Annotated in this window: 13 protein-coding genes; 11 read left to right on the top strand and 2 right to left on the bottom strand. The window is 73.1% G+C overall.

All coding sequences use genetic code 11. The annotated features are described in order from the left end of the window. The first annotated feature begins 4 nt into the window (after window positions 1-4). Genes JT1_RS08520 through JT1_RS08505 form a run of 4 tightly spaced genes read left to right on the top strand, consistent with a single transcriptional unit; the run spans window position 5 to window position 4101 of the window. On the top strand, window positions 5-373 hold the full coding sequence (locus JT1_RS08520; protein ID WP_068325503.1) for a YraN family protein: 369 nt from the start codon (window positions 5-7) through the stop codon (window positions 371-373). Next, entirely contained in the window at window positions 370-1908 is a 1539-nt protein-coding gene (locus tag JT1_RS08515; protein WP_068325150.1) for a YifB family Mg chelatase-like AAA ATPase, read from the top strand. Before JT1_RS08520 ends, JT1_RS08515 begins: the two co-directional genes overlap by 4 nt. Further along, complete coding sequence (gene dprA, locus JT1_RS08510; protein WP_068325149.1) at window positions 1905-3104, top strand: DNA-processing protein DprA; 1200 nt, start codon at window positions 1905-1907, stop codon at window positions 3102-3104. The genes JT1_RS08515 and dprA overlap by 4 nt, the downstream gene beginning before the upstream one ends. 58 nt (window positions 3105-3162) lie before the next feature. Beyond that, entirely contained in the window at window positions 3163-4101 is a 939-nt protein-coding gene (locus JT1_RS08505; protein ID WP_082807547.1) for a tyrosine recombinase XerC, read from the top strand. 4 nt (window positions 4102-4105) lie between these two features. Here JT1_RS08505 and JT1_RS08500 read toward each other — a convergent pair whose 3' ends face one another. Continuing rightward, window positions 4106-4600 (bottom strand): murein hydrolase activator EnvC family protein, encoded by a 495-nt coding sequence (locus JT1_RS08500; protein ID WP_068325147.1) that lies wholly within the window; start codon window positions 4598-4600, stop codon window positions 4106-4108. An 86-nt stretch (window positions 4601-4686) separates the two neighbouring features. Beyond that, window positions 4687-5844, bottom strand: a complete 1158-nt coding sequence (locus tag JT1_RS08495) for a pyridoxal phosphate-dependent aminotransferase (protein WP_068325146.1) — start codon at window positions 5842-5844, stop codon at window positions 4687-4689. A gap of 232 nt (window positions 5845-6076) precedes the next feature. Here JT1_RS08495 and rpsB point away from each other — a divergent pair, with 232 nt between their 5' ends. The 7 genes from rpsB to purU all read left to right on the top strand — a co-directional run bounded on the left by rpsB (window position 6077) and on the right by purU (window position 12432). After that, window positions 6077-7012, top strand: coding sequence for a 30S ribosomal protein S2 (rpsB, locus tag JT1_RS08490; RefSeq protein WP_068325145.1), 936 nt, complete (start codon window positions 6077-6079; stop codon window positions 7010-7012). A gap of 51 nt (window positions 7013-7063) precedes the next feature. Continuing rightward, window positions 7064-7891, top strand: a complete 828-nt coding sequence (tsf, locus tag JT1_RS08485; RefSeq protein ID WP_068325144.1) for a translation elongation factor Ts — start codon at window positions 7064-7066, stop codon at window positions 7889-7891. A 133-nt stretch (window positions 7892-8024) separates the two neighbouring features. Next, window positions 8025-8753: a UMP kinase gene (gene pyrH, locus JT1_RS08480; protein WP_068325143.1), complete on the top strand. Its 729-nt coding sequence runs from the start codon at window positions 8025-8027 to the stop codon at window positions 8751-8753. A gap of 76 nt (window positions 8754-8829) precedes the next feature. Then, entirely contained in the window at window positions 8830-9387 is a 558-nt protein-coding gene (frr, locus tag JT1_RS08475; protein WP_068325142.1) for a ribosome recycling factor, read from the top strand. Between the two features lies 1 nt (window position 9388). Continuing rightward, the gene (locus tag JT1_RS08470; RefSeq protein ID WP_068325141.1) at window positions 9389-10264 is read left to right on the top strand and encodes a phosphatidate cytidylyltransferase; all 876 of its coding nucleotides are present in this window, start codon (window positions 9389-9391) and stop codon (window positions 10262-10264) included. A 75-nt stretch (window positions 10265-10339) separates the two neighbouring features. Beyond that, complete coding sequence (rlmN, locus tag JT1_RS08465; RefSeq protein ID WP_068325140.1) at window positions 10340-11560, top strand: 23S rRNA (adenine(2503)-C(2))-methyltransferase RlmN; 1221 nt, start codon at window positions 10340-10342, stop codon at window positions 11558-11560. Then, window positions 11557-12432, top strand: coding sequence for a formyltetrahydrofolate deformylase (gene purU, locus JT1_RS08460; protein WP_068325139.1), 876 nt, complete (start codon window positions 11557-11559; stop codon window positions 12430-12432). Before rlmN ends, purU begins: the two co-directional genes overlap by 4 nt. The last annotated feature ends 5 nt before the right edge of the window (window positions 12433-12437 follow it).

The raw sequence follows: 12437 nt of genomic DNA, 5'->3' as shown, positions 1-12437 counted from the left end.
CGTCATGACCCAGCAGAGACCCGCACGTGTGCGCGTGGGAGCAGCGGGCGAGGAGTTCGCAGAGGAGTACCTGACCGGCCGGGGGATGCAGGTCCTGGACCGCAACTGGCGCTGTCGCGAGGGGGAGATCGACCTCGTCCTGCGCGACGGCGACGTGATCGTCGTGTGCGAGGTGAAGACCCGCCGCACGACCACCTACGGGTACCCGGTCGAGGCGATCACCCGGGCCAAGCTGGGACGCCTGCGCCGGCTCGCCGGGCGGTGGCTCGCCGAGCACGAGGTCGACCACCACGGGGTCCGCCTGGACGTCGTGGGGCTGCTCGGAGAGCAGGGTCGCTACGAGGTGCAGCACATCCCGGGGGTCGGGCGATGAGCATCGCCGTGACGCGCGGCGTGGCGCTGCGCGGGGTCACCGGGCACCTCGTCGAGATCGAGTGCCATGCCGGGCAGGGGCTGCCGACCTTCGACGTGGGCGGCCTGCCCGACCGGGCGCTGCGCCAGGCGCCGCAGCGGGTGCGCTCTGCGGCCATCTCCGCCGGCGTCTCGCTCAACACGGCCCACCTGTCGGTGAACCTCTCCCCGGCATCGATCCCCAAGCACGGCACCGGGTTCGACCTCGGCATCGCCGTCGTCGCGCTCGCCGCCTGCGGCGAGCTGCCGGCAGCGAGCGCTCGGCCGGTCGTGCACCTGGCCGAGCTCGGGCTCGACGGTCGCCTGCGGCACGTCGCCGGGGTCCTGCCCGCGGTGCTGGCCGCCCAGGCTGCCGGGTGCGAGCAGGTCGTCGTGGCACCCGAGGACGTCGCCGAGGCCCGGCTGGTCGAGGGCATGCGGGTCTCCACCGCCGCGACCCTCGAGGACCTCGTCATGGCCTACCGCCGGTTGCCCCGCGGAGGCGTCCTGCCGCTCGCGGAGGACCCGCCCGTCCCGGAGTCGACGGAGCGCGAGCGACCGATCGACCTCGCCGACGTGTCCGGGCAGCACGAGGCGCGCACCGCGCTGCTCCTCGCCGCGGCCGGTGGTCACCACCTCCTGCTCAACGGACCGCCCGGCTCGGGCAAGACGATGCTCGCCGAGCGGCTGGTGACGATCCTGCCGCCCCTCACCCGCGACCAGGCGCTCGAGACGCTCGCGATCAGGTCGCTCGTCGGGGCCGTGCCGGACTCGGGGATCGACCTCGTCCCGCCCTTCGTCGCCCCGCACCACTCGGCGAGCGTCGCCGCCCTCGTCGGTGGTGGGTCCGGGGCCGTCCTGCCGGGCGCGGTGTCCCAGGCGCACCACGGCGTCCTCTTCCTCGACGAGGCCGCCGAGTTCGGTGGGGCGGTCCTCCAAGCACTGCGCCAACCCCTGGAGTCCGGTGAGGTCGTCATCGCCCGCGCCCGGGAACGTGTCTCGTACCCGGCGCGCGTGCAGCTCGTGCTCGCCGCCAACCCCTGCCCCTGCGGGGAGGGGCACGGCAAGGGGCTCAGCTGCCGCTGCCGACCCACCGAGCGACGCGCCTATGCCGCACGCCTCAGCGGGCCGCTGCTCGACCGGGTCGACATCCAGGTGCAGGTGCCCAAGGTGAGCCTGGCCGACCTCAACGAGGCCGCGCCCGACACGAGCGCGGCCGTCGCCACCCGCGTCGTCGAGGCGCGCTCGGCGCAGGCACGCCGCTGGTCGACCCACGGGTGGGTGCTCAACAGCCAGGTGCCCGGACCGGTGCTGCGGCGGCGCCCCTTCCGCCTGTCGTCCCAGACGACCTCCACCCTGGACCGGGCTCTGGACCTGGGGCAGGTCACGCTCCGCGGCTACGACCGCGTCCTGCGGCTGGCGTGGACCTCGGCCGACCTCAACGGCCGGACCACACCGAGCCGCGTCGACGTCGGGCTGGCGCTGATGTACCGCACGCAGGGCGCGGTGGCGGCATGAGCCGGACGGGAGGCAGCGCCCCGACGCGGGCGGAGACGGCTCGAGCCCACGCCCAGGTCGGCACGGACGAGCGGCGTGCGCGCATCGCCTGGTCACGGGTGCTGGAGAGCCGGCGGGAGCGGCCGAGCGACTCGCGACCGGCGCTCTTCGACGACATCTGGTCGCTGGGCCACGTCGAGGCGTGGCACCGGCTCGTCGACGGTGACCTGCCCCGCTGCGCCAGCGCTCGGGTGCACGTCGCCGGTGTCGACGTCGACGCCGAGCTCGACCGGGTGGCGAGGACCCGGTCCCGGGTGGTCGTCCCCGGGGACGCGGACTGGCCAGCGGCCCTGTCCGACACCGACATCCAGCCGCACCTGCTGCACGTGCGGGGCGGGGGCTGCCTCGCCGACCTCACCCGCAGGGCCGTGGCCGTCGTCGGGTCGCGTGCCAGCACCGGCTACGGCGAGGCGGTCTCGCGCGAGCTGGGGGCCGGCCTCGCCGGTCGTGGCTGGACGGTCGTGTCGGGGGCGGCGTTCGGCATCGACGCCGCCGCCCACCAGGGATCGCTCGCGGTCGACGGTCCGTGCGTCGCCGTGCTCCCGTGCGGGCCCGAGCGGGTCTACCCCGAGGGCAACCGCCGGCTCGTCGAGGCGGTCGCCGAGGGCGGCGCGGTCGTCACCGAGCTGGCGACGGGGACCGTGGCCATGCGACACCGCTTCCTCGCTCGCAACCGGATCATCGCGGCGCTGTCCTCGGTGACCGTCGTCGTCGAGGCGGGGCTGCGGTCGGGCTCGCTCAACACCGCCAACTGGGCGCAGCACCTCGGGCGACAGGTCGGGGCAGTGCCCGGCCCCGTCACGCAGATGTCCTCGGCGGGGTGCCACGAGTCGATCCGCAAGGGCCAGGCCGGGATCGTCACCGACACCGATGACGTCCTCGCCCTGGCCCGCCCCATCGGCGAGGGGCTCGACGAGGAGGAGGTCGAGCTGCTCGGCCCGGCCCGCGCGCTCGACGTCCTGACGTCGACGCAGCGCCGGGTCCACGACCTGCTCCAGGTGCGCCGGGCCACCCGGGCCGACGAGATCGCGACCGAGCTCGTGGTGCCCCTCGAGGAGGTCTTCGCCGACCTCGCGGCCATGGAGCTCGACGCGTGGGCCGTCCAGGACGGCGTCGGCGGCTGGCGGCGCGGCCCCGGACCCGAGCGCGGGGGGTGAGGGCGCGGGCTGCCGCAGCCTCCGCGCCGGCGCCGCCCCGTCGTGGCACCGTGGGGGAGTGAGCCCGACACCGACACCCCAGCCGACCCCCTCGTGGGTGGCCGACGCGGTCGAGGCCTTCGTCGCGCACCTCGAGCGCGAGCGCGACCGGTCGGGGCACACCGTGCGGGCCTACGCCGGCGACGTGCGGGGCTGCCTGGCCTGGTGCGCCGCCGACGGGGCGGGCGCACCGGCCGACGTCACGCTGGCCCAGCTGCGGGCCTGGCTCGGCACCCTCGCGGCCGAGGGGGCCGCCCGGTCGACGCTGTCGCGGCGCTCGGCGGCCGTCCGCACCTTCTTCGCCTGGGCCCGGCGCACCGGTCGCGTCGACGTCGACCCGGCGCTGCGACTCGCCTCGCCGAAGCGGCAGCGCACCCTGCCCGACGTGCTCAGCCGGGAGAGCGCCACCGCGGTCCTCGACATCGCCGCGGTGGCCGCGGACGACGACGACCCGATCCATCTGCGCAACCGAGCCGTACTGGAGCTGCTGTACGCGACCGGCATCCGGGTCAGCGAGCTCACGGGCCTCGACGTCGACGACGCCGACCGGGACCGGCGCGTCGTCCGCGTGCTCGGCAAGGGCCGCAAGGAGCGGGTCGTGCCCTTCGGGCTCCCCGCCGACGAGGCGCTGGGCGAGTGGCTCGTGCGCGGCCGTCCCCGGGTGGCGACGGCCGCGTCCGGGCCGGCGCTCTTCCTCGGCCGCCGGGGTCGCAGGGTCGACCCCCGGCAGGTGCGCGAGGTCGTCCACGCGCTGCTCGCGCACGTGCCCGACGCCCCCGACGTGGGCCCGCACGGCCTGCGCCACTCCGCGGCCACCCACCTCCTCGAGGGCGGCGCCGACCTGCGGATGGTGCAGGAGCTGCTCGGCCACTCGTCCCTGGCGACGACGCAGATCTACACCCACGTCTCCCTCGACCGGCTGCGGCGCAGCTACGAGCAGGCCCACCCGCGCGCCTGAGCGATCACCTGGCGTCGAGGGGGAGGAGCACGACCCGGCGGGCGCCGAAGAAGGTCATCGGGTCGAGGTAGTCGTCCCCGCGCCTGGCGCCCAGGTGCAGGCAGGCGGCAGGCACGCAGTGGCCCGGCTCCACGCCGAGCCGCCCGAGGCCCTGACCGCGACGGACCCGCTGGCCCACCCTCAGGGCCGAGTCGACGGGCTCGTAGGTGCTGCGCACGCCGTCGGCGTGGGTGACGCTCACCGTCCCGCGCCCGGCGATCCGTCCGCGGTGCGACACGACGCCGTCCGTCACCGCGGTGACCCGGTCGCCACGGCGCGCGGCCAGGTCGATGCCGCGATGGCCCGCCCCCCACCGCTGCGCAGGGGCATCGAAGGCAGCGACGACCGCTGGTCGCGCACCACCCCCCACCGGCCAGGACCACCGGGCAGCCGCCGGGGGCGGGGGAGGTCCGACGAGGGCTCCGGCGAGGGCCAGGGCGACGAGGGGGACGGTGCTCATGGTCCGAGGGTGGCCCCCTTCGCCCGACGCGCGCGGGGCCGGGCGCGGGCTGGGGACGGGCGCGCGGGCCGCGACCGGTCTGTGGATCAGGCGGTGTGGGCGACGAGGCGCCGGCAGGCCTCCTCGAGCACCGGCTCCTGCTTGCAGAACGCGAAGCGCACGAGGGAGGCGGTCGGGCCAGGGTCGTCGCAGAAGACGGACACCGGCACGGCGGCCACGCCCGCGGCGGCAGGCAGCCCCAGGCACCACGTGGCCGCGTCGGTGACGCCGAGCGGCGCGGCGTCGGCGACGACGAAGTAGGTGCCGTCGCTGGGCCGCACGTCGAAGCCCGCCTCGCGCAGGCCGCCCACGAGCAGGTCGCGGCGCGACCGGAGCGAGAGCGTCAGCTCGTCGAGGAGCGCGGGGCCGAGGTCGAGGGCGTGGGCGACCGCGTGCTGCAGGGGGGAGGCCGTCGTGAAGGTGAGGAACTGCTTGACGACGCGCGCCGCCCGCACGAGGGGCGCCGGGCCGCTCACCCAGCCGACCTTCCACCCGGTGACGGAGAAGAACTTGCCCGCCGAGCCGATCGTGAGCGTCCGCTCGGCCATGCCCGGCAGGGTCGCGATCGGCACGTGCGGGACGTCGTAGGTCAGGTGCTCGTACACCTCGTCGCTGATGACGACCACGTCGTGGCGCCGGGCGAGCTCGGCGACGACCTCGAGCTCGGCGCGGGTGAAGACCTTGCCGGTCGGGTTGTGCGGGGAGTTGAGCAGGACCGCACGGGTCCGGTCGGAGAAGGCGGCGGCCAGCCCGGCCGGGTCGAAGGAGAGGTCCGGGACGTCCAGCGGGACCGCCCGCTTGACCCCGCCGGCGAGGGCGATGCCCGCCGAGTAGCAGTCGTACGAGGGCTCGAAGGTCACGACCTCGTCGCCCGGCTCGACCAGCCCGAGCAGGCACGCGACGATCGCCTCGGTCGCGCCCGAGGTCACGAGCACCTCGCTGCCCGGATCGGGGCGGAGGGAGTGGTGCCGCTCCTGGTGGCGGGCGATCGCCTCCCGCAGGGCAGGGATCCCGATCGAGGGCGGGTACTGGTTGTGGCCGGCGGCGATCGCCGCGCGGGCAGCCTCGAGGACCTGGGGAGGGCCGTCGGTGTCGGGGAAGCCCTGCCCGAGGTTGACCGCGTCGTGCTCGAGGGCGAGCGCCGACATCGTCGCGAAGATCGTCTCGGCGTGCGGGCGCATCCGGGCCACGAGGGGGTCGCTCATGCACCCGACCCTAGGGGAGCGGGCGATTTCTCCCCTTCGTCCGGCGGCCGTAGGATGGGGGGCACATCCAGTCTGTCTGGATGAATTCGCGTGTTCCTCACCGTGTGACGAGATCTCTCTCCGAACCCGGGGCGCACCACGGCAGTCCCCTCCGACCACCCGGTCGGATCGGGCGGGGTGGGTCGGGACACCAGGCACACAACTGACAACCCTTCGACGAGAGGACTTCGGCATGGCCGTCGTCACCATGCGCCAGCTCCTGGAGAGCGGCGTCCACTTCGGGCACCAGACCCGACGCTGGAACCCCAAGATGAAGCGCTTCATCATGACCGAGCGCAACGGCATCTACATCATCGACCTGCAGCAGTCGCTGACCTACATCAACGACGCCTACGAGTTCGTCAAGCAGACGGTGTCCCACGGCGGGACCATCCTGTTCGTCGGCACCAAGAAGCAGGCGCAGGAGCCGATCGCCGAGCAGGCGACGCGCGTCGGGATGCCCTACGTCAACCACCGCTGGCTCGGTGGCATGCTCACCAACTTCCAGACGATCTCCAAGCGCCTCACGCGTCTGAAGGAGCTCGAGGAGCTCGACTTCGACACCGTGGCCGGCTCCGGCTACACCAAGAAGGAGCTCCTCATCCTTCGCCGTGAGAAGGACAAGCTGGAGAAGACCCTCGGTGGCATCCGCAACATGGCCAAGGTCCCCTCGGCCGTGTGGATCGTCGACACCAAGAAGGAGCACCTCGCCGTCGACGAGGCGCGCAAGCTGGGCCTGCCGGTCATCGCGATCCTCGACACCAACTGCGACCCCGACGAGGTCGACTACAAGATCCCCGGCAACGACGACGCCATCCGCTCCGTCACCCTGCTGACCCGCGTCGTCGCCGACGCGGTCGCCGACGGCCTGATGTCGCGTGGTGGCGGCAACGCCAACGCCGGTGCTGCCGCCGAGGCCGAGCCGATGGCCGAGTGGGAGCGTGAGCTCCTGGCCGGTGAGGCCGCGACCGCTGAGGCCCCCGCCGAGGCGGCCCCCGCCGAGGCCGCGACCGAGACCGCGATCGCCGAGGCCCCCGCCGAGACCGCGACCGAGGGCGTCGACGCCCCGGCCGCCACCGAGGCGCCGGCCGTGGACGTGCCGTCCGCCGAGCCGACCCCCGAGGCCTGAGCACCACCTCACCGACCACCGTCACACCTCACATAGGAGAACGGGACACACATGGCGAACTACACCGCCGCTGACATCAAGGAGCTGCGCGAGCGCACCGGCGCCGGCATGCTCGACGTGAAGAAGGCGCTCGACGAGGCCGATGGCGACAAGTCCAAGGCGCAGGAGCTGCTCCGGATCAAGGGCCTGAAGGGCGTCACCAAGCGCGAGGGTCGCACGACCTCCAACGGGCTCGTCGTCGCCCAGGCCGAGGCCGGCGTCGGCACCCTCGTCGAGGTCCTCTGCGAGACCGACTTCGTCGCCAAGGGCGAGAAGTTCGGCGCCCTCGCGGACGAGGTCCTCGCCGCGGCCGTCGCGGCCAAGGCCACCGACGCGGACAGCCTCCTGGCTGCCCCCGCCGGCGACAAGACCGTCAAGGACCTCCTCGACGACGCCAACGCCACCATCGGCGAGAAGATCGAGGTCAAGCGGGTCGCCCGCGTCGAGGCCCCCCGGGTCTCGGCCTACCTGCACAAGACCAGCCCCGACCTGCCGGCCCAGATCGGTGTCCTGGTGGGCACCGAGGGCGGCGACGACAAGGTGGCGCGGGACGTCGCGATGCACATCGCGGCCTTCAGCCCCACCGTCCTCACCCGCGACGAGATCGACGCCGACGTCGTCGCCAACGAGCGTCGCATCGCCGAGGAGACGGCCAAGGAGGAGGGCAAGCCCGAGGCGGCCCTGCCCAAGATCGTCGAGGGTCGCGTGGGGGGCTTCTTCAAGGAGAACGTCCTGCTCGACCAGCCCTTCGCCAAGGACTCCAAGAAGTCCGTCGGCAAGGTCCTCGAGGAGGCCGGCGCGAGCGCCACGCAGTTCGCGCGCTTCCGCGTCGGTTCCTGACCGCGCAGCACCCCATGAAGGGGGCCGCACCCGATCACCGGGTGCGGCCCCCTTCGTCGTGGGTGGTCATGGGCACCATCTCGACTGTGGAAGGATCGGGTGACCCAGCACGCGATCCACCAGGGAGCAGCACGTGACCGACCAGACGACCCCCCCGGCCTATCGCAGGGTCCTCCTCAAGCTCTCGGGTGAGGTCTTCGGAGGCGGCAAGGTGGGCGTGGCCCCGGACGTCGTCCGCGGGGTGGCCGACCAGATCGCCGCGGCGGTGCACGAGGGCGTCCAGGTCGCCATCGTCGTGGGTGGCGGCAACTTCTTCCGCGGCGCCCAGCTCCAGGAGCAGGGCATGGACCGCACCCGCGCCGACTACATGGGGATGCTCGGCACGGTCATGAACTGCCTCGCGCTGCAGGACTTCCTCGAGGACGCCGGCGTCGACACCCGCGTCCAGACGGCCATCACCATGGGCCAGGTGGCCGAGCCGTACATCCCGCGTCGCGCGATCCGCCACCTCGAGAAGGGGCGCGTCGTGATCTTCGGCGCCGGCGCCGGCATGCCCTTCTTCTCCACCGACACGGTGAGCGCCCAGCGCGCCCTCGAGATCAAGTGCGATGTCGTGCTGATGTCCAAGAACGGCGTCGACGGCGTCTACGACTCCGACCCGCGCACCAACCCCGAGGCCCGCAAGCTCCACTCGGTGACCTTCGAGCAGGCGCTGCAGCAGGACCTCAAGGTCGTCGACGCGGCTGCCTTCAGCCTCTGCCGCGAGAACGGCCTGCCGATGGTCGTCTTCGGCATGGAGGGCGAGGGCAATGTCACCCGGGCGCTGCTCGGCGAGCCCATCGGCACCTTCGTCCACGCCTGAGTGACAGACTGACCCCCAGACCCAACTCGCGGCGAGAGCCGCAGCCGTGACGGCCGTGAGGCCGAGGAGGAGAGCCATGATCGAGGACGCACTGCTCGAGGCCGAGGACAAGATGGACAAGGCCGTCGAGGTGGCGAAGGAGAACTTCGCCGGGATCCGCACCGGCCGGGTCAACCCCGGCCTCTTCAGCAAGGTGACGGTCGACTACTACGGCTCGCCGACCCCTCTGCAGCAGCTGGCCTCCTTCCAGTCGCCCGAGGCCCGCACGCTGCTCATCAGCCCCTTCGACAAGTCGTCGCTGCAGGCCATCGAGAGCGCGCTGCGCGAGTCCGACCTCGGCGCCAACCCGAGCAACGACGGCAACGTCATCCGCGTGACGATGCCCGAGCTGACCGCAGAGCGCCGCAAGGAGTACATCAAGCTGGCGCACACGCAGGGTGAGGACGCCAAGGTCTCCATCCGCCACATCCGTCGCGCCGCCAAGGACACGATCGACAAGCTCGTCAAGGACGGCGAGGTCGGCGAGGACGACGGCACCCGCGGTGAGAAGGAGCTCGACGCCCTCACGAAGAAGTACGTCGACAACGTGGACACGATCCTCAAGGCCAAGGAAGCAGAGCTCTCCGAGGTCTGACATGTCCGAGCCCGAGTTCGCGTCCCGCCGGGCGATCCGGGCGGCCGCGCCCGCGCCCGCCGGGCCCTCGAGCCGGGCGGGCCGCAACCTGCCGGTCGCCATCGCGACGGGGGTCGCCCTGGCCGGCCTCGTCGTCGCCTCGCTCGTGGCGCACCCCGTCGTCTTCGTCGTCCTCATCTGCCTCGCCATGGTCGTGGCGGTGTGGGAGATGCGTCAGGCCCTGAGCGAAGGGGGGCTGTACGCCCCCTTCGTCCCGGTCGCCGTCGGCGCGGTGAGCATGACGGTCGCGGCCTACCTGCGCGGTGCCGAGGGCCTCGTCTTCGCCGCGTCGCTCACCCTCGTGGCCACCCTCGTCTGGCGCGTCGCGGACGGGCTGGGCGGCGCCCTGCCGGACGTCGGCGCCGGTGCGCTGATCCTGCTCTACCCGTGCCTGCTCGCGGGTTTCGCGGCGATGATGCTCGCCGAGCCGCAGGGCCAGTGGCGCATCTTCGTCTTCATCATCGTCACGGTCTTCTCCGACATCGGCGGCTATGCCTTCGGGGTGGTCCTCGGCAAGCACCCGATGGCACCACGGCTCTCGCCCAAGAAGTCCTGGGAGGGCTTCGCCGGCTCGGTCCTGTCCTGCGCGGTCGTGGGCGCGATCGTCATCCCGCTCACCCTCGACGGCCAGTGGTGGCAGGGCGCGGTCCTCGGCGTGCTCGTCGCCCCGGTCGCGACGATCGGTGACCTCATCGAGTCCAGCCTCAAGCGCAACCTCGGGATCAAGGACATGTCCAACATCATCCCGGGGCACGGGGGCCTGATGGACCGCCTCGACTCGCTCGTCCTGGTCGTCCCGCTCGCGTGGGTGGCGCTGCGCATCATCGCCCCGGTGTGACCCCCGGGGTCGCCGACGACCCCGCCGCGGGCGGCTTTGGCGTCAGCGCGCTCCTGACCTGAGACACTGGGGGTGATGACCGACCTGCCCACGCCCTCGACCACCCGCCCGGTGCCCGGCCAGCTGACGATGACCGCGCCCCGGCGCGGCAAGCCGCCGCGCCACCTCGCCGACCTCGACCTCGCCGGTCGCGTCGAGTGGGCCAAGGAGCTCGGCCTGCCGGGCTTCCGCGCCAAGCAGCTGTCGACGCACTACTTCACCCACCACACCGACGACCCCGAGCAGATGTCGGACCTGCCCAAGGCGGCCCGCGAGGAGCTCGTCACGGCGATGCTCCCGCGCCTGCTCACCCCGGTGCGCACCATCACGGCCGACCGGGGCGCGACGTTGAAGTCCGTGTGGCGCCTGCACGACGGCGCGCTCGTGGAGTCCGTCCTCATGCGCTACCCGCGCCGCGCGACGATCTGCGTCTCCAGCCAGGCCGGCTGCGGCATGAACTGCCCCTTCTGCGCCACCGGCCAGGAGGGCCTGACGCGCAACATGTCGACCGGCGAGATCGTCGACCAGGTCGTCGCCGCCAACCGCCTGCTCGCGCAGGCCGGTGACCTGGCGCTCGGGGACGACACGGGCGTCGCGCTGGGCGCCGAGGCCGACGACGAAGGGGAGTCCCTCCCTTCGTCGGGGGGCCGGCGCGTCACCAACGTCGTCTTCATGGGCATGGGGGAGGCCCTGGCCAACTACACGGCGGCGATCGGCGCGATCCGCCGCATGGTCGACCCCTCGCCCGAGGGGCTCGGGATGAGCGCGCGGGGGATCACGATGTCCTCCGTCGGGCTGGTGACGGGCATCGACCGGCTCACCGAGGAGGGCATCCCGGTGACCCTCGCGCTGTCGCTGCACGCGCCCGACGACGAGCTGCGCGACGAGCTGGTGCCGATCAACACCCGCTTCAAGGTCGACGAGGCGATCGACGCGGCCCACCGCTACTACCTGAGGACCGGGCGCCGGGTGAGCATCGAGTACGCGCTCATCAAGGACGTCAACGACCAGGCCTGGCGGGCGGACCTGCTCGGCAAGAAGCTCACCCAGCGCGGCAGGGGCTGGGTGCACGTCAACCCGATCCCGCTCAACCCGACCCCCGGCTCGAGGTGGACCGCCTCGCGGCCCGGCGTCGAGCAGCAGTTCGTCGAGCGGCTGCGCGCCCACGGCATCCCGACGACCGTGCGCGACACCCGGGGCAGCGACATCGACGGGGCCTGCGGGCAGCTCGCCGCGGCCACCTCGGGCGCAGCGTGAGCGCGGCCGTCCCGGGCGGCCTCGGCCGCGAGGTCGTCCTGACCCTGAGCGGTCCCGACCGGCGAGGCATCGTCCACGCGGTGACCGGGGCGATGGTGGGCCTGGACCTCAACATCCTCGACAGCCAGCAGTTCGGCGACGACTCGACCGGCGAGTTCCACCTGCGGATGCACCTGCAGGGGCAGGGCCCGATCGACACGGAGCGCCTGGAGGTCGCGCGCGGGCGGCTGGCGGCCGAGCTCGGAGCCGACGTCGACATCCACGACCCGCACGAGCCGCACCGCCTGCTCATCATGGTGAGCCGCCAGGGCCACGTGCTCAACGACCTGCTCTTCCGGGTGCGCACCGGTCAGCTCAACGTCGTCGTCCCCGCGGTCGTCTCCAACCACGAGGACTTCCGGGCGGAGGTCGAGTGGCACGGCATCCCCTTCCACCACGTCCCGGTGACCGCAGCGACCAAACCGCAGGCCGAGGCCAGGCTCCGCGAGATCATCGCGGCCGAGCGGGTCGAGACCGTGGCGCTGGCGCGCTACATGCAGGTGCTCTCCGAGCGGATGTGCGCGGACTTCCCCGGGCGGGTCATCAACATCCACCACTCGCTGCTGCCCTCGTTCAAGGGCGCGCGTCCCTACTCCCAGGCGCACGACCGCGGCGTCAAGGTCATCGGCGCGACCGCGCACTACGTGACGGCCGACCTCGACGAGGGACCGATCATCGAGCAGGACTTCCGCCGCGTCGACCACCGGATGAGCCCCGCGCAGCTCGCGGCCACCGGCGCGGAGCTCGAGGCGATGGCCTTCGGCCGCGCCCTGCGCTGGCACGTCGAGCGACGGGTGGTCCTGCGCGGGCGGCGCACGATCGTCTTCGACTGACCCCG

Origin of the sequence: Janibacter terrae NBRC 107853, from assembly GCF_001591405.1 — a bacterium.
Taxonomy (GTDB): domain Bacteria; phylum Actinomycetota; class Actinomycetes; order Actinomycetales; family Dermatophilaceae; genus Janibacter; species Janibacter terrae.
This window is presented reverse-complemented; position numbering and strand designations above follow the sequence as displayed.

What these genes read in the sequence shown, in the direction of transcription:
- JT1_RS08515 (WP_068325150.1), top strand. Translation starts at nt 370, where the DNA reads ATGAGCATCGCCGTGACGCGCGGCGTGGCGCTGCGCGGGGTCACCGGG.
- JT1_RS08520 (WP_068325503.1), top strand. Translation starts at nt 5, where the DNA reads ATGACCCAGCAGAGACCCGCACGTGTGCGCGTGGGAGCAGCGGGCGAG.
- rlmN (WP_068325140.1), top strand. Translation starts at nt 10,340, where the DNA reads ATGACCGACCTGCCCACGCCCTCGACCACCCGCCCGGTGCCCGGCCAG.
- tsf (WP_068325144.1), top strand. Translation starts at nt 7,064, where the DNA reads ATGGCGAACTACACCGCCGCTGACATCAAGGAGCTGCGCGAGCGCACC.
- JT1_RS08495 (WP_068325146.1), bottom strand. Translation starts at nt 5,844, where the DNA reads ATGAGCGACCCCCTCGTGGCCCGGATGCGCCCGCACGCCGAGACGATC.
- JT1_RS08500 (WP_068325147.1), bottom strand. Translation starts at nt 4,600, where the DNA reads ATGAGCACCGTCCCCCTCGTCGCCCTGGCCCTCGCCGGAGCCCTCGTC.
- rpsB (WP_068325145.1), top strand. Translation starts at nt 6,077, where the DNA reads ATGGCCGTCGTCACCATGCGCCAGCTCCTGGAGAGCGGCGTCCACTTC.
- frr (WP_068325142.1), top strand. Translation starts at nt 8,830, where the DNA reads ATGATCGAGGACGCACTGCTCGAGGCCGAGGACAAGATGGACAAGGCC.
- dprA (WP_068325149.1), top strand. Translation starts at nt 1,905, where the DNA reads ATGAGCCGGACGGGAGGCAGCGCCCCGACGCGGGCGGAGACGGCTCGA.
- JT1_RS08470 (WP_068325141.1), top strand. Translation starts at nt 9,389, where the DNA reads ATGTCCGAGCCCGAGTTCGCGTCCCGCCGGGCGATCCGGGCGGCCGCG.